The sequence below is a fragment of the Aquisalimonas sp. 2447 genome (genome assembly GCF_012044895.1).
Classification (GTDB): domain Bacteria; phylum Pseudomonadota; class Gammaproteobacteria; order Nitrococcales; family Aquisalimonadaceae; genus Aquisalimonas.
Genome location: NZ_CP050695.1, coordinates 1238461 through 1257951 on the forward strand (window position 1 = coordinate 1238461; position 19491 = coordinate 1257951).

Annotated in this window: 20 protein-coding genes and 1 pseudogene; 15 read left to right on the top strand and 6 right to left on the bottom strand. The window is 64.9% G+C overall.

From position 1 onward, the window contains the following. The first annotated feature begins 22 nt into the window (after positions 1-22). The 4 genes from KU884_RS05765 (at position 23) to KU884_RS05780 (ending at position 3907) form a co-directional block, all read left to right on the top strand. A complete protein-coding gene (locus KU884_RS05765; protein ID WP_217351426.1) occupies positions 23-217 on the top strand; it encodes a hypothetical protein in 195 nt (64 codons plus the stop codon). A 17-nt stretch (positions 218-234) separates the two neighbouring features. Next, a complete protein-coding gene (locus tag KU884_RS05770; RefSeq protein ID WP_167781726.1) occupies positions 235-1347 on the top strand; it encodes a formate dehydrogenase subunit gamma in 1113 nt (370 codons plus the stop codon). 120 nt (positions 1348-1467) lie between these two features. Further along, a complete protein-coding gene (locus KU884_RS05775; RefSeq protein ID WP_174813716.1) occupies positions 1468-1971 on the top strand; it encodes a DUF6505 family protein in 504 nt (167 codons plus the stop codon). A 133-nt stretch (positions 1972-2104) separates the two neighbouring features. Further along, positions 2105-3907: an alpha/beta hydrolase gene (locus KU884_RS05780; protein WP_167781727.1), complete on the top strand. Its 1803-nt coding sequence runs from the start codon at positions 2105-2107 to the stop codon at positions 3905-3907. Positions 3908-3969: 62 nt separating this feature from the next. On the opposite strand, the gene KU884_RS05785 is transcribed toward KU884_RS05780, so the two are convergent. Further along, positions 3970-5220 (bottom strand): DUF4010 domain-containing protein, encoded by a 1251-nt coding sequence (locus KU884_RS05785; protein WP_167781728.1) that lies wholly within the window; start codon positions 5218-5220, stop codon positions 3970-3972. A gap of 208 nt (positions 5221-5428) precedes the next feature. On the opposite strand from KU884_RS05785, the gene KU884_RS05790 reads away from it, so the two are divergent. Then, a complete protein-coding gene (locus tag KU884_RS05790) occupies positions 5429-6430 on the top strand; it encodes a porin (protein ID WP_167781729.1) in 1002 nt (333 codons plus the stop codon). A gap of 41 nt (positions 6431-6471) precedes the next feature. On the opposite strand, the gene KU884_RS05795 is transcribed toward KU884_RS05790, so the two are convergent. The 3 genes from KU884_RS05795 to KU884_RS05805 form a co-directional block, all read right to left on the bottom strand. Beyond that, positions 6472-7095, bottom strand: a complete 624-nt coding sequence (locus KU884_RS05795; protein ID WP_167781730.1) for a methyltransferase domain-containing protein — start codon at positions 7093-7095, stop codon at positions 6472-6474. A gap of 110 nt (positions 7096-7205) precedes the next feature. Beyond that, positions 7206-7364, bottom strand: a complete 159-nt coding sequence (locus KU884_RS05800) for a hypothetical protein (RefSeq protein WP_167781731.1) — start codon at positions 7362-7364, stop codon at positions 7206-7208. A gap of 133 nt (positions 7365-7497) precedes the next feature. Beyond that, entirely contained in the window at positions 7498-8250 is a 753-nt protein-coding gene (locus tag KU884_RS05805) for a VIT1/CCC1 transporter family protein (protein WP_167781732.1), read from the bottom strand. A gap of 257 nt (positions 8251-8507) precedes the next feature. Here KU884_RS05805 and KU884_RS19160 point away from each other — a divergent pair. Then, positions 8508-10983: pseudogene (locus KU884_RS19160) on the top strand (EAL domain-containing protein). Between the two features lie 106 nt (positions 10984-11089). Beyond that, on the top strand, positions 11090-11230 hold the full coding sequence (locus tag KU884_RS05815; RefSeq protein ID WP_167781733.1) for a hypothetical protein: 141 nt from the start codon (positions 11090-11092) through the stop codon (positions 11228-11230). Positions 11231-11237: 7 nt separating this feature from the next. On the opposite strand, the gene KU884_RS05820 is transcribed toward KU884_RS05815, so the two are convergent. Further along, positions 11238-12296: an FAD:protein FMN transferase gene (locus KU884_RS05820; protein WP_167781735.1), complete on the bottom strand. Its 1059-nt coding sequence runs from the start codon at positions 12294-12296 to the stop codon at positions 11238-11240. Between the two features lie 161 nt (positions 12297-12457). Here KU884_RS05820 and KU884_RS05825 point away from each other — a divergent pair, with 161 nt between their 5' ends. Together KU884_RS05825 and KU884_RS05830 are read left to right on the top strand one after the other, a co-directional pair. Continuing rightward, complete coding sequence (locus tag KU884_RS05825; protein WP_167781736.1) at positions 12458-12883, top strand: response regulator; 426 nt, start codon at positions 12458-12460, stop codon at positions 12881-12883. Positions 12884-12930: 47 nt separating this feature from the next. Next, positions 12931-13227 carry a hypothetical protein gene (locus KU884_RS05830; protein ID WP_167781738.1) on the top strand — a complete coding sequence of 99 codons (297 nt, stop codon included), beginning with the start codon at positions 12931-12933 and terminating at the stop codon, positions 13225-13227. A gap of 37 nt (positions 13228-13264) precedes the next feature. Here KU884_RS05830 and KU884_RS05835 read toward each other — a convergent pair whose 3' ends face one another. Continuing rightward, entirely contained in the window at positions 13265-13861 is a 597-nt protein-coding gene (locus KU884_RS05835; protein ID WP_167781740.1) for a hypothetical protein, read from the bottom strand. Positions 13862-14071: 210 nt separating this feature from the next. Between KU884_RS05835 and KU884_RS05840 the strand changes: the two genes are divergently transcribed. The 6 genes from KU884_RS05840 to KU884_RS05865 all read left to right on the top strand — a co-directional run bounded on the left by KU884_RS05840 (position 14072) and on the right by KU884_RS05865 (position 19491). Further along, positions 14072-15154 carry a GGDEF domain-containing protein gene (locus KU884_RS05840; RefSeq protein WP_167781742.1) on the top strand — a complete coding sequence of 361 codons (1083 nt, stop codon included), beginning with the start codon at positions 14072-14074 and terminating at the stop codon, positions 15152-15154. Positions 15155-15288: 134 nt separating this feature from the next. Beyond that, positions 15289-15945: a DUF1007 family protein gene (locus KU884_RS05845; RefSeq protein WP_167781744.1), complete on the top strand. Its 657-nt coding sequence runs from the start codon at positions 15289-15291 to the stop codon at positions 15943-15945. After that, complete coding sequence (locus KU884_RS05850; protein WP_167781746.1) at positions 15938-16945, top strand: nickel/cobalt transporter; 1008 nt, start codon at positions 15938-15940, stop codon at positions 16943-16945. The genes KU884_RS05845 and KU884_RS05850 overlap by 8 nt, the downstream gene beginning before the upstream one ends. Before the next feature lie 147 nt (positions 16946-17092). Continuing rightward, positions 17093-17527 (top strand): DUF2141 domain-containing protein, encoded by a 435-nt coding sequence (locus KU884_RS05855; RefSeq protein ID WP_167781748.1) that lies wholly within the window; start codon positions 17093-17095, stop codon positions 17525-17527. A 12-nt stretch (positions 17528-17539) separates the two neighbouring features. Beyond that, the gene (locus KU884_RS05860; RefSeq protein ID WP_167781749.1) at positions 17540-19021 is read left to right on the top strand and encodes a carotenoid oxygenase family protein; all 1482 of its coding nucleotides are present in this window, start codon (positions 17540-17542) and stop codon (positions 19019-19021) included. Further along, the gene (locus KU884_RS05865; protein ID WP_254432191.1) at positions 19018-19491 is read left to right on the top strand and encodes a DUF2269 domain-containing protein; all 474 of its coding nucleotides are present in this window, start codon (positions 19018-19020) and stop codon (positions 19489-19491) included. The genes KU884_RS05860 and KU884_RS05865 overlap by 4 nt, the downstream gene beginning before the upstream one ends.

The following is a 19491-nucleotide window of genomic DNA, read 5'->3' on the forward strand; positions in this document are numbered from 1 at the left end:
AACGCTGAGAGAGGAGCATTCCATGATGCCGAAAAAACTGACCCTGTCCGCCGTCGCCGCCCTGAGCCTGGGGCTGCTGGCTGGCTGTTCCGATGTGACGCTCTATGAGCCCGGGGTCTACAAGGGTTCGGGAGATGACGCCGCATCCGAAGAGGCAGCGGAACGTCGGGCCGGTAGCCTGAGAGATCGGGCCCAGCAAGCCCATACGGACCGCTAGGTGCGGAGGAGATCGCCATGAGCAAGCATCCTGATCCGGCCGCCCGGGCAAAACGGCGGTGGCGTTCCATGCTGTGGACCATACTGGCCATTGTCTTTCTGGCGGTGGCGCTGCCGTCGGCGAGCTACCTGTTTGCGCAAACAGGCGCCGGCGAGCAGCAACGGACCTTCTCGGAGCGCAGCGAGACCAATCCGAGGTCCGACATGTGGCGGGACGGCCGGCGCGGAGAGGGTGGTTTCACCACCCAGACCGGGCCCTACGTCACCAACCAGATGATGACCAACGTCGGCGAGAACTACCGGCAGCTGCGCACGGGGCCGTTGATGACGGCGGGTGGCTGGCTGCTGGCCATTGCCTTCTTCGCCGTTCTCGCCTTCTATCTGGTGAGTGGCCAGAAGAAGATCGAGGGTGGCCGCTCGGGGCAGACGGTGGTGCGCTGGAAGGCGTACGAACGAGCCCTGCACTGGATTACCGCGGCCTGCTTCATCATCCTGGCCATTACTGGTCTCAGCCTGCTGTTCGGCCGCGCGGTACTGATCCCGATCTTCGGTCACCAGGGGTTCGCAGCCTACGCCGAGTTGGCCTACTGGGCCCACAACGTGGTGGGGCCGGTGTTCTCGGTGGGGGTGCTGCTGATGATCGTGCTGTTCATCAAGCACAACATCCCCAACAGGACCGACCTGGAGTGGTTCAAGAAGGGTGGGGGTATTATCGGCAACAAGCACCCCTCGGCCGGCAAGATGAACGGCGGCGAGAAAGTGTGGTTCTGGCTGGGGCTCGTGGTGCTCGGGTTGGCGGTGATCATCACCGGCTTCATTGCGCTGTTCCCCAACTGGGGCTTCCAGACCCGTGAGATCATGTCCTGGTCGCTGCTGATTCACGCCTCGGCGGCTATCGCCTGGATTGCTTTCTTCCTGGGGCACGCCTATATCGGCACACTGGGGACCGAAGGCGCCCTGGAGGGCATGACCCGTGGACGTGTGGATACGGCCTGGGCCAAGCAGCACCACGACCTCTGGTACGAGGAGGTGCTGGCCGCCGGCGAGAAACCAGTGTCCGAGGACCAGCTCAAGGAACGGGAGAAACAGGGTGCGCCCGGAGGTGCGCCGGCGGGGCAGCAGGGTTCCTGAACTCTGTTCCCGCACACCGCAGCGGCAGCCGTCCCTCCGGGGCGGCTGCCGTTCGTTTTTCCGGAGATCAGGTCTCGCCTGGCTCCGGAGCAACTCACGCAAGCATGCGCAGGGTGAGCCATGAAGTTCATGTGTGTGGCCCGGCTGGATGACACCGACGAGCATGTCTACGAGCGGGCCGCCCAAGTCGGTGAGCCCGCGGTGCCGGGTTCCTTTGTGTTCACCTTTTCCGATCGCGACCCGGCTGCGTTCCAGGGCAAGGAGTTGCAGGCCTTCCGTCACGGTTTTTTGGGCACGCGCTCCTTTGGCTGGGCAACGGTGGTGGTCATCGCCGAGATCGACGACGGTGAGTACAAGAGCGTCATCGAAAGCCTGGCCCGCCACTTTGTCAGCGAGTACGGCGCCCCGGACCTGGAGGCGGCCCTGCCGGTGGCCCGCGACGAGGCAGAGTATGCGGCCAGTCTGTGCGAACATGAAGTGAATACCCTGTTGGCGGTGGAGCGCGCCGCGGACGCCGACGGCATTCACGAGGCATTCAAGACCGTGCAGCCCCAGGCCGACTGGGAAGGCGCCGGCAACAAGCCGGTGCGGGTCTGGGATTTTTTTCGCGAAGATGGCGCCTGAGCCTTTTATGGCGGGTTGCCCGGACTTCGCGCCCGTCAGGGTGTTGCGTTTTCGCCCGGGCAACCCGACCATGCAGTAAGATGCGGCGTAGGATGACCGACGCATGCACTGCCGAGAAACCGAGGAGGAGTCCATGAGCGAAGCCAGTGGTCGTAGCCCGCAGGTTGATCCGGAAAAGCTGTCCCAGTCCATGCTGGAGGTGGCCGGCAAGAGCCAGAAGCTCGTCCAGGATTTTCTCTCCCGCCAGGAATCGGCAGAGCTGATCAGCCACGATGACTCCCGCCACATGTTGCAGCTCTTCCAGGATTTCTATGCCCGGCTCATGTCGGATCCGGTCTCGCTGGTGCAGGCGCAGATGCAGTTCTGGCAGAACTACATGGCACTGATGCACAGCACCAGCATGCGCATGATGGGGATGGACTCCGAGCCCGCCATTGCGCCCAAGCCCGGCGACAAGCGCTTCAAGGACGCGCAGTGGGAAGAGAACCCGCTGTTCGACTTCATCAAGCAGTCCTACCTGCTGACGGCGGACCATGTGCACAACACCGTCGCCAACGTTGAAGGCATGGACGACAAGACCAAGCGCAAGGTGGACTTCTATACCCGGCAGTTCGTCAACGCCATGTCGCCGACGAACTTCGTCGCCACCAACCCGGAAGTGCTGCAGAAGACCATCGACACCGGTGGCCAGAATCTCATCAATGGCCTGAACAAGCTGCTGGAGGATCTGGAACGCGGCAACGGTGAGCTCAAGATCCGCATGACCCATCCGGAGGCTTTCGAGGTGGGCAAGGACATGGCCGTCACCCCGGGGAAGGTGGTCTACCAGAATGACCTGATCCAGCTCATTCAGTACACGCCCACGACGGAGCAGGTCCACAAACGGCCGGTGATCATCACGCCGCCCTGGATCAACAAGTACTACATACTGGACCTGCGCCCGGACAACTCCGTGGTCAAGCACCTGGTGGACCAGGGTCATACCGTGTTCATGACGTCCTGGCGAAACCCCACGCCGGAACTCGCCGACAAGACCTTTGACGACTACATGCTTGAAGGCCCGCTGTCGGCCATGGACGTGGCGGAAGAGATCACCGGTGAGTCCGAGTTCAACATGGTGGGCTACTGCCTGGGCGGGACGTTGCTCGCCAGCACCCTGGCGTACTGCGCCGAAAAAGGCGACAAGCGTCCGCAGAGTGCCACCTTCTTCGTGACGTTGCTGGATTTCGAGAGCCCCGGGGACCTGGAACTGTTCATCGACGAGGAGCAGCTGGAGGTCCTGGAAAAGCAGATGAACGAGCGCGGCGTGCTCAAAGGCAGCCAGATGGCCACCGCCATGAATATGCTGCGGGACAACGACCTGATCTGGTCATTCTTCGTCAACAACTATCTCCACGGCGAGGATCCGTTCCCCTTCGATCTGCTCTACTGGAACCAGGACTCCACCAACATGCCCGCGCGCATGCACTCGTTCTACCTGCGCAACATGTACCTGAAGAACAAGCTCCGGGAGCCCGGCGGTATCAGCTTGAACGGTGTGCCCATCGACCTCTCGAAGGTGGAGGTGCCGGCGTACTACATCTCCACCAAGGAAGACCATATCGCGCCCTGGCGTGCCACTTACGAGGGCGCCAAGCTATTGTCCAGCAACGTCAAGTTCACCCTGGGCATGTCCGGGCATATTGCTGGGGTGGTCAACCCGCCATCGAAGAACAAGTACGGCTACTGGACCAATACCCGCACCGGCAAACTGCCGGCGGACCCGGATGACTGGTGGGAAAAGGCCGCCTTCCGGGAAGGCTCCTGGTGGCCGGACTGGCACAAGTGGCTGGGCCAGAAGGGCGGCGCCAAAGTGGATGCGCGCACGCCCGGGAGCAAGAAGCACCCGCCCATCGAGGATGCTCCCGGCAGCTACGTGCGCGAACGCCACGACTGACGGCTGCGACGGTTACCACGTCACCGGCGACGTTCTGGCGTCGCCGGTGACAGTACAGCGGGTCACACCAGGATCAGTGCGGCGATCCCCGTGATCGCCATGGCGCCCAGCACGGGAGCCACGCGTACGGCCATGGCCCGACCGCCAATGCCGCTGGCGAGGGCAGCCTTGCTCAGACTGTTGGTGGCCGCGGCGATGATCATGCCGGTCACGGCCACGTCGGCCGCGGTGTCGGCAGCCGCCAGCCGGGCCAGTGACACCAGAATCGCGTCTACGTCCGCCAGCCCGGAGATCGCCGCCAGGACCAGTATGCCGGCGTCCCCGAACCACGCCTCCAGCGCCGCGGTGAGCAGCAGGATCAGGGCCAGCAGCAGGCCGAATCCGAACGCGGCCTTGAGTTCGATGGGGTTCGGGAGATGGGTCTCGCGGTGACTGGTGGCGCTTACCCGCCAGGCGAGAATGGCCGCACCCAGCAGGCCCGTTGCCGCCATCGCCAGCAGTGGCGGCGTGATTTTCGCAAGCAACGCCGGATTGATGACAGTCAGCAGAACCGCCATGCGCGCGAACATGGTGGTGCACCCCAGGACCAGGCCGGCCGAGAGCACCGCCTGCAGTTCCGGCCGCCCGCGGGCGAGCCGGGCAAAATTCAGTGTCAGCGCCGTGGACGAGGCCAGCCCGCCGAAGGCGCCGGTCACCAGCAGCCCGCGCGTGGCTCCCACCAGCCGTACGGCAATGTAGCCGGCGAACGAGAGGCCGGCCACCAGCACCACCAGCATCCAGATCTGGCGCGGATTCCAGGCATCCCACGGCCCGTAAGCCGTATCCGGGAGCAGGGGCAGGAGCACCACCGAGAGCAGTAGCAGCGTGAACGCCGCCTGGAGTTCTTCTCGGGTAATACGGCGCAGCCAGTTGTGCAGTTCCGGTTTCAGGCCCAGGAGCACCACCATGGCCACGGCCGTCGCGGCGGCGATATCCGGGTGGCCCAGACCGGCGAGCGAGCCGAGCACGAACGTCAGCAGGCCGGCCACCGCGCTGGTAATGCCGCTGTCCCCCTCTTCGGTGGTATGCAGGGCGTAGGCGGTGACCAGGATGACGGTGACGGCGAGCAGCGCCACCACGAATGCGGCCACGCCGGTTTCCTGCCACAACAGGCCGACCACACCGCCGAGCAGGCCCAGCAGGCCGTAGGTCCGTACGCCGGCAATCCGTGTGCCCTCTTCGGCCTCGCGTCGCTGCCAGCCGCGCTCGACGCCGATCAGCAGGCCGATGGCCAGTGCGGCGAGCAGCGCGGGGGCGGCTGCTTCAAGGTTCATGGCTCCTCCGTCGTCCTGCCGGCCCCCGCGTGGCGGGGCCGCCGGTGCTCCATTGTGCCCCATTGGGGCGGCCGCCCCGGCATGTTTGATGACACGGGCGGCCCGTGCACGCACAATACGCGCTCATCATTGCGACGCAACAAACGGGGATGGCATGCGGAACCTGGTGCTTACACTGCTGGCCGGTGGAGTGATGGCTGGAACGGGGATGGCCCAGGCAGCAGACGTGACCATTTACGGCCGCGCTCATCTGGCCACCAGCTACCTGGACGACGGCGCTGACTACAGTGCCGCGAACTTCTCGAGCAATTCCAGCCGTATCGGCTTTCGTGTCGGGCACGAGCTGCGTCCCGGTGTGCGCGGGCTCATTCAGCTGGAGGGCGGCGTGAACTTCAGCAACACGGAGGACGAGAGTTTCACGTCACGAGACAGTTTTGCCGGTCTGGAAGGGGACTGGGGACTGCTCCGCGGCGGGCGTTTCAATACGCCCAACAAGGTGGTGCGGGGGCGCGTGGACCTGTTCGGGGACCAGGTGGGCGAGACGCGCAACATCGTACGCGGCAATTATCGCCTGGATCCGAGCGACTCGGATACGGCGCTGGAGGGTTTTGATGAGCGCTTCCGGCGGGGCATTGCCTATCGCACGCCGATGGTGGGCGGATTTTTTGCGGATGTTCACTACAGCTTTGATACCGCCTCGAGCGCCAATGCCGCGGACGGCAACGAGAACGACGCCTGGAGCGCTTCGGTCACCTACCATGACGGCCCCCTCTATGCCGCTGTTGCCCATGAACGCTGGAACCGGGAGCAGGGCGACGATGAGCGCGATGTCACGCGGTTTGCCGCCTATTACGACGTTGCCGCGTTCCGCCTGACGGGCTTCGCCCAGACCGCGTCGGACCCGGATGACAACGCCTATGGGGCGGGGGTGCGCTACGCGCTGCGTTCCGATGTCCACCTCAAGGGGCAGTACTACTGGCTGGATGCGGATGACGGCGATTTCGACGCGGACATGATCGCGATGGGCGTCGATTATCGGTACAGCCCCGAGCTGCAGTTCTACGTGAACTATGCGCGCATCGACAACGACGATCTGCAGACCCGGCAACCGTGGGTGGCCGCGAGCCCGCTGGAGCAGAGCGGAGGCGATGATTTCGTCGCTGGTGAGACCGCTTATGCCGTGGCATTCGGAGCGATCTACAACTTCTGAGGCGTTGCTGTTATCGGACGCGGGTAGCTGGTTCTCCGCGTTCAGGCGACCGCGTTGTCAACAAGGCGTCGCGTGAACCGCGCCGCCTGGGTGGGGCAGCCGAACTCCGGGTGGGCCTCGCCGATGCCGCTGATGCACACCTGGTAGCCGTGCTGCCGCGCCAGGCGGTGGGCCCAGGCGCCGAAGCGGCGGCGATCCCACTCGAAGCGATGGTCCGGGTCCCGGCGTTCGTCCTGATGCAGGCCGTAGAGCACGTTGTACTCCCGGTTGGGCGTGGTTACCACGATGGTCCCCGGGCACGCATGGGCGAACAGATTGGTTTCCAGGCGCGACAGGTGGCGCGGGTCCAGGTGTTCGATGGTTTCCACCAGGGCGGCGGCATCGAAGCCCGCAAGTCGTTGCGGGTCGTCCAGGCAGGAGCCCTGGATCAGTTCCAGGGGCTCGCCACCGTGGAGATGGTCCCGGAGTTCCCGTCGCGCCACTGCCAGGGCCTCGCCGGAGACTTCCAGGCCGACGATGCGCCGGAATCGGGCCTGTCTCACTGCGCGTTTGAGCAATGTCCCGGAGCCACAGCCGATATCCAGCAGCGAGTCCGCGCGACTGTTCATGACGGCGCCGAGAGCATAACGCAGCCGCGCCTCGTGCAGATCCTGTTCCTGATCCATCCAGAATTCCGGCGTTAGCGATGCAACCGGCCCATACATCGTCGGCTCACGGAGCGAAACGCAGGGCGGCGACCGAAAGTCGCGCAGAATACAGCACAAAGGGCGCGGCGTCAGTGGCGGGGAGCCGGGGTCTGCGATTCGAAGGCGGTGCGCAGCAGATGGCGTACGCGTGCCATCAGACTGCGGCGTGGCTCCGGGGCGCGGCCATGGCCTGTCGAGGTGCGCCGGGTTTCGGTGTTGTTGCAGTAGACGTACAGCAGGCCGGTCATGGTCCTGATCCTCTCGCGGGAATCGTATCCCGTTTAGACTTGGTCTAAGTCTAAGACCTGTGGTCAGGATTTTCAAGTGCTTGGTGCGCTGCAAGGTTCAGTTATGCCGGTTTCGCGGTTGGGTAGGGTGACGTCAGAGAAAGCGGAGATCGGCGAGCATCGGTTCCAGCACGGTACCCACCAGGAAGGCCACCAGGGCCGCGCCACCGCCCATCAGCAGGGTTTCCATGCCAGCGCGCCAGCGATTCATGTCCAGGATCACGCCCTTGACGTAACCGATACCGAACAGGGCCAGAGCGGTAATCAGTGCGCTGGCAACGAAATACTCGCCGCCGGTGAAGACCGGCACCAGAAAAGGCAGCAGGGGAATGAACCCCACGAACACGAAAGTGGTGAAGGTGGCCAGCCCTGCCTTGCCCGCGGAAGGCCCGGTGAGGGCCAGGCCGTGCTCTTCCATAAGCATGGTGTCAACCCACAGGCGGTGGTCGTCGGTGATGGTCTCGACGATGTTCTCCAGGGCGTCGCCCTGGAATCCCTTGGCCTCGAAGATGGCCCGGATCTCCTCACGCTCTCCGTGTGGATCCGTGGCGACATGGCGTTTTTCCTGTTCGCGCAAGCGGCGGCGTGCGTCCTCGGTGCTCTTCACCGCCTGATAGTTGCTCACGCCCATGCTGAAGGCATCGGCGATGAGGCTGGCAACACCGAGCACGAAGGCGACCACGCCGGGCAGCCCGGCACCGGCGACACTGGCGACGACCGCCAGGGTGGTGATGCAGCCGTCGATGCCGCCGAGAATGGCATCCGGCAGATAACTGGGGCGATTGCCGGATGCCAGACGCCGCCGAATCGCCTGGGGATCGTGGCTGTGTTCGAGTTGCTGCGTCATGTGGTGGATACCGTCGCTGCCCTGGCCCCGGTGGTTCCTGTCAGGCTACGTACCCGGACGTGCCTATGCTACCTTCCGGGTAACACGAAACCGGAAGGCTGAAGCGGAGACTCGGCCCTGGAGCCAGGATGACTCGATCCAAGTCCACTGCCCGCCACGGAATTGTCCTGGGCGCGGCTTCAGTGACCGCTGCCCTGGTGGGCGGTGCCCTGGTTCTCGTGGGCTCGCCGCCGGCGGAGCCCGAGCAACAACTGCGGGTGGGCCTGTATCAGAACCCCCCGAAGATCTACGCCGGTGACGATGGTGTTCCGGCGGGTTTTTTCCCGGGGCTGCTGGATCGGGTCGCGGCCGAAGAGAACTGGCGCATTACCTATGTGCCGTGTTCCTGGTCGGACTGCCTGGACCTGCTACGCGCCGGTGAGCTCGATCTCATGCCCGACGTGGCCGCGTCGCCGCAGCGGCGCGAGACCATGGCGTTTCACCAGGTGCCCGTGGTACAGGCGTGGAGTCAGGTGTATGCGCCGGCCGAGGCACGCATCAGTAGCCTGGAGGATCTTGCCGCCCGGGGTCTCGCCGTGCTGGGGGGGTCGGTTCAGCACGAGCGCCTGCGTACATGGCAGGAGGTTGAAGGGCATGACTATCAGATCGTCACCGTCGCCACTATGGATGAGGCCTTCACCCGCGTGGAGGCGGGAGAGGCGGCCGCCGCGGTGGCGAACAACTTCTTCGGGCGGCGCCACGCCATGGATTCCGGCCTTACGGAGACGCCGATCACCTTCGGCCTGAGCAATCTCTACTTTGCCGCCAGACCGGATGCTGGCGCTGCGTTGCTCGAGACGCTGGACGCATACTTCAGCACGTGGAAGGCCGAGCCCGATTCCCCATACTACGACGTCCTGCGCGAGGCCACGGCCGCCCCGGAAGCGAGGGAGATACCTGTGTGGCTACTGCCACTGCTTGCCGTCTCCCTGGGGGGGAGCCCTGATCGCCGGTGGTATGGCGTGGCTGCTGCGCTGGCAGGTGAAGCGACGCACCCGTGAGTTACGGGAATCCACCCGACGGCTGCAGCACGTGCTCGACAGTAGCCCCGTGGTCATTTATTCCCTGAGTGGGCCGCGGCTGACTCCGGACTGGATCAGCGGCAACATCGAGAGAATCCTCGGCGTGTCGGTCGCCGAAGTCATGCGTCCCGACTGGTGGCGCGAGCATTTGCATCCGGACGATCGGGACGTTGTCGAAGAGGAAACCGAGGAGCTTTGCCGGCGAAGTTCGCTGGTGCAGGAATACCGTGTCATCGACGGCGCCGGCAGCCAGCGTCATATCCGGGACGAGAAACAGGTGGTGGAAACCGCTGATGATGGCACCCCGTTGCAGGTCATCGGCTCCTGGACCGACATGACCGAAAGCCGTCAGCAGCAGGCGCGCATGGAGACCCTGGCCCATTTCGATGGTGTGACGGGCCTGCCGAATCGGGCGCTACTGCATCAACGGATCGAGGATGCGGTGTTGCGGGCCGGCGATGCCGACAGTCACTTTGCGGTGGTCCTGCTGGATCTGGATCGCTTCAAGAGCATCAATGAAACCCTGGGCATGTCCGCGGGGGATGAACTCCTGAAGGCTGTGGCCCGGCGGCTCAGCGGCCTGGTCCGGCCCGGGGATACCGTGGCGCGGGTTGGTGGTGACGGTTTCGGGGTGGTGCTGGCTTCGGAGGTGAACGCCCTGGCCCTGACCCGCTGGCTGGACCAGTTGCTGGTCCAGTTCCGCGAGCCTTTGCGCATTGCCGGGCAGGAGCTGATCATCACCATCAGCGCCGGAGTTGCCGGGTATCCCGCCGATGGCCGCACCCGGGAAGAACTGGTTACCGGTGCCGAGCTGGCCATGGAAGACGCCCGGCGCGCCGGCGGTGATTGTTGGGTGACTTACGATGCAAGCCTGGGTGAGCGCTCCTCCCGCCGACTGTTCCTGGAAAGCGACCTGCGACGCGCCGTGGCCAACGGCGAATTCGTCCTGCACTACCAGCCGCAGTTCGTGCTGGCCACGGGGTAGCTCGCCGGTGTGGAAGCGTTGGTGCGCTGGCGGCAGCCGGAGCGCGGCATGGTGCCACCGGATGAATTCATCCCCCTGGCTGAAGAAACCGGGCTCATCAGCCAGATCGATCGCTGGGTCATGGCCGAAGCGTGCCGTCAGCTGGCGCAGTGGGATGCCGCTGGCATAAGCGTGCCGCGCGTGGCTGTGAACCTCTCCGCCCGCGAACTTCATGACGGTGAACTGCTGTCCTGGCTGCGGTCGCAGCTGGAAGCCAACGGCCTGAGCCCCGGCCGATTCGAGGTGGAAATCACGGAAACCAGGCTCATGGAGTTTCCCGAGCAGGCCCTGCCATTGCTCCAGCAGTTGGCGGATCTGGGGGTGTATCTGGCCATGGATGATTTCGGTAGCGGCTATTCCAATCTGGCGCACCTGGAAGGGTTGCCCCTGCACCGTTTGAAGATCGACCGTTCCCTGATCTGGGACATCGGCAAGGGGCCGCAGAACGACGCCATTGTGCGTGCGGTGCTGGCCATGGCCCGGGCATTGCACCTGGAAGTGGTTGCCGAGGGTATCGAGGATGACGCGCAAAGCGCATTCCTGGAGGGCGAGGGTTGTTGGGTGGGGCAGGGTTTTTTCCTGGGGCGGCCGGTATCGCCGGAACGGCTGGTGGTCACGCTTGATCAGGATGCGCCTGAAAGGGGGTGATAATGCGCCGGTTTCTGTTTGTCGGTGTGGTCCTGGGGCTGTTCGCCTGGGCGACGCTGGCGTGGGCGGCTGTCACCGGCTCGGCTCGGGACTGAGAGGCATCGGCGTGCACGAGGAAGGCGCCGGGCAGGAGCGGGTGGGCACCGGCATCGACGGGCTCGACCGCGTGCTGGCGTTTGATGATCTTGACTGGGACACGCTGCGTGAGCAGAACGGCGATGGGGGCGGCCGCGGGGGCGGACACTGATTCAGGCTCACTCGGGGCGGTCGCCGCCCTGACGGTCCAGGTAGGCCCTCAGGGCGGGGCTGGTGCGGGTACGGAACCCGTCATCACCGCGTACGATCAACAGCACTTTCAGCTTCTGTTCTTCCGCGACCGCCATGGCGTCGTCGGGGCCCAGGATCATCAGCCCGGTGGCGAAGGCGTCCGCCCGCGCCGCCAGGGGGTGCAGGACGGTCACCGAAGCGAGGCGGTGGTCCACCGGGCGGCCGGTGCGGGGGTCGATCAGGTGGGAGTACCGTTGACCGTCCTCCTCGTAGTAGTTGCGGTAGTCCCCGGAGGTGGTGATGGCCATGTGCTCCAGGGGCACGATGGTCATTGGCGTCGGTTGCCGATCATCGGGTTGCTGGATGCCCACACGCCAGGCGCGCTCGCTGCTGGGCCGCTCGCCGGCACGCATGTCACCGCCGATGTTGACCAGGTAGCGCCCAACGCCCTGGTCGTCGAGGAACCCGGCCACGGCATCAATGCCGTAGCCCTTGGCAGTGGCGGAGACGTCCAGTTCGAAGTCTGCCGTGCGTCGCGCCATGCGCTGCTCCGGGTCGAGTTCCAGCCCGGCATGACCCACGGCGTCCAGGGCGTCTTCGAGGTCCTTCGCCGAAGGTGTGCGTTCCGGGCGTTGATCGGGCCCGAACCCCCAGCGTCGGACAACGCCGCCCACGGTGATGTCGAAGGCGCCGTCCGTTGCCCGGGCCACCTCCTGGCTGATGGACAGCACCTGGTAGAGCGGCCCGGAGACGGTCACCCATTCCCCCGTGGGCGTGCCGCTGAGACGGTTGAGCTCCGAGTCGTCCCGGTAGGTGGACATGGTGCGGTCAACGTCCTCCAGGACCTCCTCCACGCCGGCCTGCAGTTCCCCGAGTTCCGGTTCGGACCAGTCGCCGGAGAGGGTGATCTGATAAAAGGTGCCGAAGGTACTGCCGTGCACGACAGTGGGCTCGGTGGCCGTCCGCGCCTCGTTTCCGCATGCAACAGCCAGCAGCACTGCAAGGAACAGGAATGGTGTAAGACGGTTTGCCGTGGGCGTCGTCATTCGCGTGGCAGCTTTGCTATGTCGGGTTGTCATATTGTAACTGACCGGCCACGCGGGAATAATCATGCGCCATTTCAGGGGGCATCGCACTGCGTCATGGTGGCGTACCGGGTCCCATGGAATCGTAACAACGGGCTCTAAACAGGGGTTTTCGAACGCTCGTGAACAAAGACATATCGCAGTGTCTGAAGAAGGCGGATGCGCCCAGGGTGCTGATCGCCGAGGATGACCCGGCGAATCTGGTCATGATGCGCGCCATGTTCGAGCGCCTGGGCTGCCAGGTGGATACGGTGACCAATGGCGAAGATGCCGTGCAGACCGCCCTGGCGAAACGCTACACTCTCGTCTGCATGGATGTCACCATGCCCGGCATGGCGGGCGACGAAGCTGTACGGCTGATTCGCTGCAAGGAACGGCAGGGCCACGATGGTGGCGCGCTTACGCCCATTATTGCGCTCTCCGGGCATGCCCATGCCGAGGCGCGGGAGTCGCTTTTCGCCGCCGGGGTGGATGACTATGTCACCAAGCCGGTGCGGCGGGAAACCCTGGAGGACCTGTTGCGCCGTTATATCGACGTCTCGGCGTAATGCACCGGGCGGTGAGTCCGCCCGCGCTGGCACCCGACGGGAGATTTATGCCCCCCTCGCTCACCGGTCTGCTGCTGGTCGTCTTTCTCATCCACCTGGTGGCTTTCGCCGTGCTCGGCCTCCGCCGCCGACAGGTCTACTACCTGGCACTGGTGGTGACCTTCTCGCTATTGAGTGCCTCCATGGCAGCCCGCCTGGCGATGCCGGACAGCCATCTGCGGGATGATGGCATGACCGTCGACGAGGTGTTGCGCATTGCCGCATGCGCAGCTGCGGCCGTGTCTATCGGTTGGACACTGGTGCGACTCAGGGCGCGCATTGCCCGCAACCGAAGTAACGGCTGAGGAAACGCTCAACCGGACGTGCACCGTTACGATGACACTATCGCCAGCGTGTGCGCTGTCCGCGCAATCGGGCCCAATTCCGGCGCAGGAAGTCCTCCATTGTGGTGCGGGAATAGGCGGCCGTGATCATGGCGGCGAGCTGCCACCAGTTGGCGCAGTAGATCTGGGCCTCGGGTGGGCTGCCTTCGTAGTCCCAAGGGCCCGTGTAGAGCACACGCGGGAGTACGCGCTTCTGCGTTTGCGCGAGCTTCGGACTGATCGAGCCGCCCACGACCCAGCGCCTGCGTGTCGCAAGCGCGTCCATGGCCGCGAGCAGATAGACATTGTTGCGCTGCTGGGTGGTAAGGCGAGCCCGGTTCAGCCAAAGGCAGGCGATCTCGCAGGCGTCCCCGCCGTCAAGGATCGACGAGATTGCCTTCTGCTCACGCTGGGGGCCGGGAATCATCTGCAGGTACCGCAGGGGTTGTCTCGCATTGACCACATAGCCGCCAACCATGTGGTCGCCGCGGAAGAAAGCCCGTACACGATCCGCGCCGCCGAAGTAGTCGATATCGACCGGGTTACGGCAGACGCTGGAGAACATCTCCGCGAAAGGCCTGATCTGGTCATGGGAATAAAGGAGTTGTGAATCCATAGGGCACTTTCCTTGCGCTGTTGGGTCCTGTCCACCAAAGGGTTAGGTCCCGTCTTGGAGCTCTGATACTCTCGAAGGGGTTATGCCTTATCGCGCAATCGCGTGTGTTGTTCGATGCCACATTTTCTGAATGAATCGGGTGGCGTCGTTGACCGTGAACCGCTCCAGTGGGGCTTGGATGCATGACGATCGCGGCCGGGATGCTGCCGGATGATGACACCGATGACGGACAGGGCGGTAGGTATTGAACCCCAGCGACTGCTGGTGTTTCAGACTCTGCTGATATTTACCGTCGCCGGATGCCTGTTGTTCGGTGCGCTGAATATCAGTCGCGGGATCTACCCGCTGGCGGCCATCGAGCTGATGATGGGCGGCGTGTCCGTCTGGCTGTTCGTTCGCAGCATGAAGGACGGGCTGACCCAGAACTGGCTGATGGTGTATCTGGCACTGTTCTTCAGCGCCATGATGGCGGCGATTGCCACGCCGGAATCCAGCCCCACCGTTTTTGTCTGGGTCTTCCTGATTCCCCTCGTCTCTCACCTGCTGCTTGGCGCACGGCGCGGGCTGATCTTTTCCCTGCTGTTCCTATCGGTCGCGGCCGTCACGTATTTCTACCGGCTCGGCGGGTCCGCAGCGCTCCTGGAGCCGGTTGCCATTGCCAACGTGGTCGTTTGCGCAGTCCTGTTGACAGGGCTGTCCTATGCTTACGAATCCGCGCGTGAGAAGACCGAGCGCCGGCTGCAGGAGCTGGCGTCCACTGATCCCCTGACAGGGTTGCCGAACCGCTCCATGCTGGAGCCGGCGCTGCAACGCCAGATCGGTGACGCCGCGCGCCGGCGGACGCCGTTTGCGATGCTTTCCATGGATCTCGACCATTTCAAGACCATCAACGACCAACGTGGCCATGAGGCCGGCGATCGCGCGCTGCTTGCGTTTGCTGACCTCCTGCGACAGCGGCTGCGTGCCAGCGATCTGCCATGCCGCTGGGGCGGCGAGGAGTTCCAGGTGCTGCTGAGCGATACGGAGCCGGACGGCGCAGCCCGCATTGCCGAGGAAATCCGCAGCAGCCTGGAGAACATGCGGGTGGAACTCGATGACGGCGAACTGGTCATGACAGTCAGTATCGGGGTAGCGTCGTATCCTCTGGACGCGGAAGATCCCGCCAGCCTGCTCATCATGGCCGACCGCAGGCTCTATCAGGCGAAGGTAAGGGGGCGGAACCAGGTGGTGGACAGCCGTAGCCTGCCCGTCAAGTGGCCCGAGGCCGGCGAGATTGGGGAGGCGCCCGGCTGAGCCGAGCGCGCATGCTCGTCGTCTGTTGCCATCAGTACGCTGTTCGCGAGGCTGTTTTCTCGATGACACACCGTCTGGCTTCTGAATCAGCGTGTGCCCGCAGCCGGCCACGAAGGCCCTTGGGAGTGCCCCAGGTGGCGTGTCGGCACTGGCTGGTGTTCATTGCGCTTCTCGCGCTGCTGCTTGTGCCCGGGCCTGCGACCTCTCACCCGCATGCCTGGATCGATCTGCGTACCCAGCTGGTGGTCGACGACGATGGTCAGGCGAAGGGGCTGCGCCAGCACTGGGAAATCGATCCGCTCTACAGCCTGATGCTCATGGAGGAGTTCGGCGCTGGCGGTGACGATGGGGACCGGGGTGAGGCGCTGCAGCGCCTGGCAGACACCATGCTCGGCAACATGGCGGAGTTCGACTACATGACCAGGCTGAGCATCGACGGCGAGCGCGCGGTCTGGGAACAGGTCCAGGACGTGCAGCTGACGGTGGATGATGCTACCGACTCCCTGCATTTCCGGTTCACCCTGCTGTTGAGTGAGCCACTGGCCCTTGCTGGGCGTGAAATGGAATACGCGGTTTATGATCCGACCTATTACATTGAGGTGTTGCATGTGGACGATGAGGCCATCGACACCGGCGCGCTGGGTTCCGAGTGCTCTGTCCGGATCCGGGAGCCGGATCCGCCGGAGTCCCTGGTGGAGCGCATGGCCCGGATCGATCGTAGCGGCGAACCCGCGGAAGAGGACATAGGCCAGCGGTTCGCCGAGCGGGTGAGGATCGCCTGCAGTGCATAGAGTCGTCCTGCTCCTGGTGCCTTTGCTGTTGTTCCTTGCCGCTCCCGCGTCGGGCTCGCCGCTGTCGGACCGTGACGGGGCCGACGGGGGTCAGCAGCAGCAAACGGCAGAGCATGATTCTGGCGAACGATCACTGTGGCAGCGCTACATCGGTTGGATCGTCGCCGAGCAGCGGTCGCTGCACCGCGCGCTCACCGAGAGGGTCAGGGCGCTACGCAGCGACGCCGGTGTCTCGGAGTTCGTCGCATTGCTGGGGCTGTGTTTTCTCTACGGTCTGTTCCACGCTGCCGGGCCCGGCCACGGCAAGGCGGTGATCAGTACCTACCTGCTCACCCATCGCACCCGCGTGCTCCAGGGAGTTGCGTTGTCCACCGCGGCGTCGCTGCTTCAGGGGGCCACCGCCGTTGTGCTGGTTCTGGCACTGGTCCACGTCGCCGGCTGGCTGAGTCGGGACGTGATGCAGCAGTCTGTGTCCATGGAGCTGGTCAGCTTCGGTCTCATCGCCGGCCTGGGTGGTTTCCTCATGGCTCGGGCCGGGCGCCAGCTCTGGCGAACTCACGGCACCGGGCGTCTCACGGGTGCAGATGCGCACCACGCAGGTTCCGGGCACTGCTGCGGTGGCCACCATGTGGCGCCGGATGCCGGGGAGGGCGGGCGTGTCTGGCCGGCGGCGGCAACGGTACTGGCTGTGGGTGCGCGGCCATGCACGGGCGCTATTCTGGTTCTTGTGGCGGCCAATCTGCTGGGGCTCTGGTTCGTGGGGGTTGCCGCCGTGGCGGCCATGTCCCTGGGCACGGCCCTGGCGGTGGCAGTGCTTGCCTGTATCGCGGTTTACGCCCGCGGCTGGGCCGGGCGTATCGCTTCCGCGCGCACCGGCCGCTGGCGGTATGCCGGGGACGTCGTTGCGTTCACCGGCGGTGCCATCATCTGTCTGCTGGGCATGCTTCTTCTGGTGACCGCCCTGTCCACGCCCCTGGCGTCGCCAGGCGTTCTGGCCTAGTTACGGCAGACCAGATAAACAACCCTCCGTCAGCCTTATTTCCTTTCTGTCATGTTCCTCAGCAGGTTATCGCAGAACCCGCGCACGTCCGCCGCAGTAACCCGACACTGGCACCACCTACAAAGCCAGTGACCTGCGGAGGACACCATGACACACACCATCACACACACCGGGCTCGGTCTTGTTCTGGGGCTGGGGGTTGTCGCTGCCCAGGCGGCGGATCTGCGGGTTTCGGTGGAGAACCTCAAGTCGGATACCGGCCACCTGATGATCGCCGTCTACGGCAGCGAAGCGGCGTTCGATGACCGCGAAGGTGCGGTGGAGGAAATCCGCAAAGCGGTCAGCGGTGACCGCGTGGCGGTCACGTTCGCCGACCTCGATGCCGGTGACTACGCCATCGCCGCCTTCCAGGACGTCAACGGCAATGGCGACCTGGACACCAACCTGCTCGGAATGCCGCGGGAGCCCTGGGGGTTCAGCCGGGATGCCTCGGGCGGCATGGGCCCGCCGGCGTTCGGTGACGCCGCGTTCGCCATCGACGGCGAGACCGTGGACATGACCATTCGCCTCAATCGTCCCTGAAGGAGGCACCTCATGAATCGCAGGGATTTCATGCAGCTGATGGGGCTGGGGGGCGCCGGGCTGGTGCTGCCGGGCTCCATGACCCACGCACTGGCCGGCGAGCCCGCGAGCCCGGACTGGCATCTGGGTTTTCAGAACCCCCGCGCGGAGGAGTTGTATACACCGGCACTGACGCTGGATGGGCGGCTGCCGAGAGGCCTGGCGGGCACCTTCTACCGCAACGGGCCTGCGCGTCACGAGCTCGGCGATCGCCGCTACAGCCACTGGTTCGACGGCGACGGCATGGTCCACGCCTACCGCCTCGGGGACGGCCGCATCAGCCACCACGCCCGTTTCGTGGGCACGCCCAAGTACCGCGCCGAGACCTGTGCCGGGATCTTCCGGCGACCGGCGTTCGGGACGGTGTTCCCGGATGCCGAGCCCACCGGCAGCCCCGATGCCATCAACACCGCCAACACCAACATCCTGCCCTTTGACGACCGCCTCCTGGCATTGTGGGAGGGCGGCTCCGCCTGGGAGGTAAACCCCGAGACACTTGCCACGGGGCAGCGTGTGACCTGGAGCGAGGAGCTGGAGGGAGCGCCGTTCTCCGCCCACCCCGCCGTGGACACCGACGGTACGCTGTGGAACTTTGGCGTGGTTCCGGGTGACGGGGCACTTGTGCTCTACGAGATCGCGCCGTCGGGGGCGCTTCGGCAGGCCGAGGTGGTGTCCCTGGACGCGTCGCCCATGGTGCACGACTTTGCCATCACCCGCCGCCACCTGGTGTTCCTGCTGCCGCCGTTCCGGCTGGATCCGGAACGCTTCGGCCGCGGTGAGAGTTTTATCGACAGCCACCGCTGGCACGGCGACGACCCAATGCGGGTGCTTGTCATTGACAAGAGTGACTGGTCGCGCAAGCGCTGGTTCGACCTGCCCGCCGGTCTGCACTTCCATATAGGCAACGCCTGGGAGGACCGTGCCGGGGTGATCCGCTTCGACTACACCCGCTATGAAAACGCCGATTTCGTGACCAGGGCCGCCCGCGGATTCATGCGCGGCGAGGAGATCCCGTACGCCGGTGGGCACACGGCGCTGGTGCGCCTTGACACCCGCAAGGCCCGGATCGAGCAGGCCGTCATGCCCGAGGAGACCGAGTTCCCGCGGGTGGACCCGCGCCGCACAGGCAAGCGCTACCGGCAGCTCTACACCACGCTGCGTACCGAAGCGGCCGCCCATCCGCTCTCCAACGGCGTGTTGCGGCGTGATCTCGACAGCGGTGAGACCGAGCATTACGACTTCGGCGCCCGCGTGATCACCGAGGAACACGTGTTCGTTCCCCGGCAGGGCGGCGAGGGCGACGGCTGGCTGATCGGCACGGCACTGGATCTGGACCGGCAGGTGTCGCTGGTCTCGGTGTTCCGGGCCGGAGCCCTGGCCGACGGGCCGGTGGCCCAGGCGCATCTGCCGTACCCGCTGCCCCTGGGTTTCCACGGCAACTGGAAGGAGGCATGACCATGGAGATCTACAGCCTGCTGAAACTGCTCCATATCCTTGGCGCGGTCCTGCTTCTGGGGAACATCATGGTCACCGCCTGGTGGAAGGCAATGGCGGACCGCACTCGCGACCCTGTCGTGCTCGCCTTCGCCCAGCGGCAGGTCACCCTGACGGACATCCTGTTCACCACCGTCGGCGTGCTGCTGCTCGGTGGCAGTGGCTACGCCATGGTGTTCACCGGGCCCTGGAGTCTGGATACGCCGTGGCTGGACTGGGGCCAGACGCTGTTTCTCGCCACCGGCCTGATCTGGGTGGGTGTTCTCATTCCAATCCAGGTGGTCCAGGCGCGCATGGCCCGCGCCTTCACCGACGGCGGCGAGATTCCCGTTCGCTACCGGCAATTGTCGGTCCTCTGGATGGGGGTCGGCGTCATTGCTGTGATTTTACCCCTGGCCGCGTTCTCGCTTATGGTGCTGAAACCGGTCTAG

Excerpts from the sequence above, each read along its gene's own strand:
- KU884_RS05765 (WP_217351426.1), top strand. The coding sequence starts at position 23 with ATGATGCCGAAAAAACTGACCCTGTCCGCCGTCGCCGCCCTGAGCCTG.
- KU884_RS05770 (WP_167781726.1), top strand. The coding sequence starts at position 235 with ATGAGCAAGCATCCTGATCCGGCCGCCCGGGCAAAACGGCGGTGGCGT.
- KU884_RS05775 (WP_174813716.1), top strand. The coding sequence starts at position 1,468 with ATGAAGTTCATGTGTGTGGCCCGGCTGGATGACACCGACGAGCATGTC.
- KU884_RS05780 (WP_167781727.1), top strand. The coding sequence starts at position 2,105 with ATGAGCGAAGCCAGTGGTCGTAGCCCGCAGGTTGATCCGGAAAAGCTG.
- KU884_RS05785 (WP_167781728.1), bottom strand. The coding sequence starts at position 5,220 with ATGAACCTTGAAGCAGCCGCCCCCGCGCTGCTCGCCGCACTGGCCATC.
- KU884_RS05790 (WP_167781729.1), top strand. The coding sequence starts at position 5,429 with ATGGCCCAGGCAGCAGACGTGACCATTTACGGCCGCGCTCATCTGGCC.
- KU884_RS05795 (WP_167781730.1), bottom strand. The coding sequence starts at position 7,095 with ATGGATCAGGAACAGGATCTGCACGAGGCGCGGCTGCGTTATGCTCTC.
- KU884_RS05800 (WP_167781731.1), bottom strand. The coding sequence starts at position 7,364 with ATGACCGGCCTGCTGTACGTCTACTGCAACAACACCGAAACCCGGCGC.
- KU884_RS05805 (WP_167781732.1), bottom strand. The coding sequence starts at position 8,250 with ATGACGCAGCAACTCGAACACAGCCACGATCCCCAGGCGATTCGGCGG.
- KU884_RS05820 (WP_167781735.1), bottom strand. The coding sequence starts at position 12,296 with ATGACGACGCCCACGGCAAACCGTCTTACACCATTCCTGTTCCTTGCA.
- KU884_RS05830 (WP_167781738.1), top strand. The coding sequence starts at position 12,931 with ATGCCCCCCTCGCTCACCGGTCTGCTGCTGGTCGTCTTTCTCATCCAC.
- KU884_RS05835 (WP_167781740.1), bottom strand. The coding sequence starts at position 13,861 with ATGGATTCACAACTCCTTTATTCCCATGACCAGATCAGGCCTTTCGCG.
- KU884_RS05840 (WP_167781742.1), top strand. The coding sequence starts at position 14,072 with ATGATGACACCGATGACGGACAGGGCGGTAGGTATTGAACCCCAGCGA.
- KU884_RS05855 (WP_167781748.1), top strand. The coding sequence starts at position 17,093 with ATGACACACACCATCACACACACCGGGCTCGGTCTTGTTCTGGGGCTG.
- KU884_RS05860 (WP_167781749.1), top strand. The coding sequence starts at position 17,540 with ATGAATCGCAGGGATTTCATGCAGCTGATGGGGCTGGGGGGCGCCGGG.
- KU884_RS05865 (WP_254432191.1), top strand. The coding sequence starts at position 19,018 with ATGACCATGGAGATCTACAGCCTGCTGAAACTGCTCCATATCCTTGGC.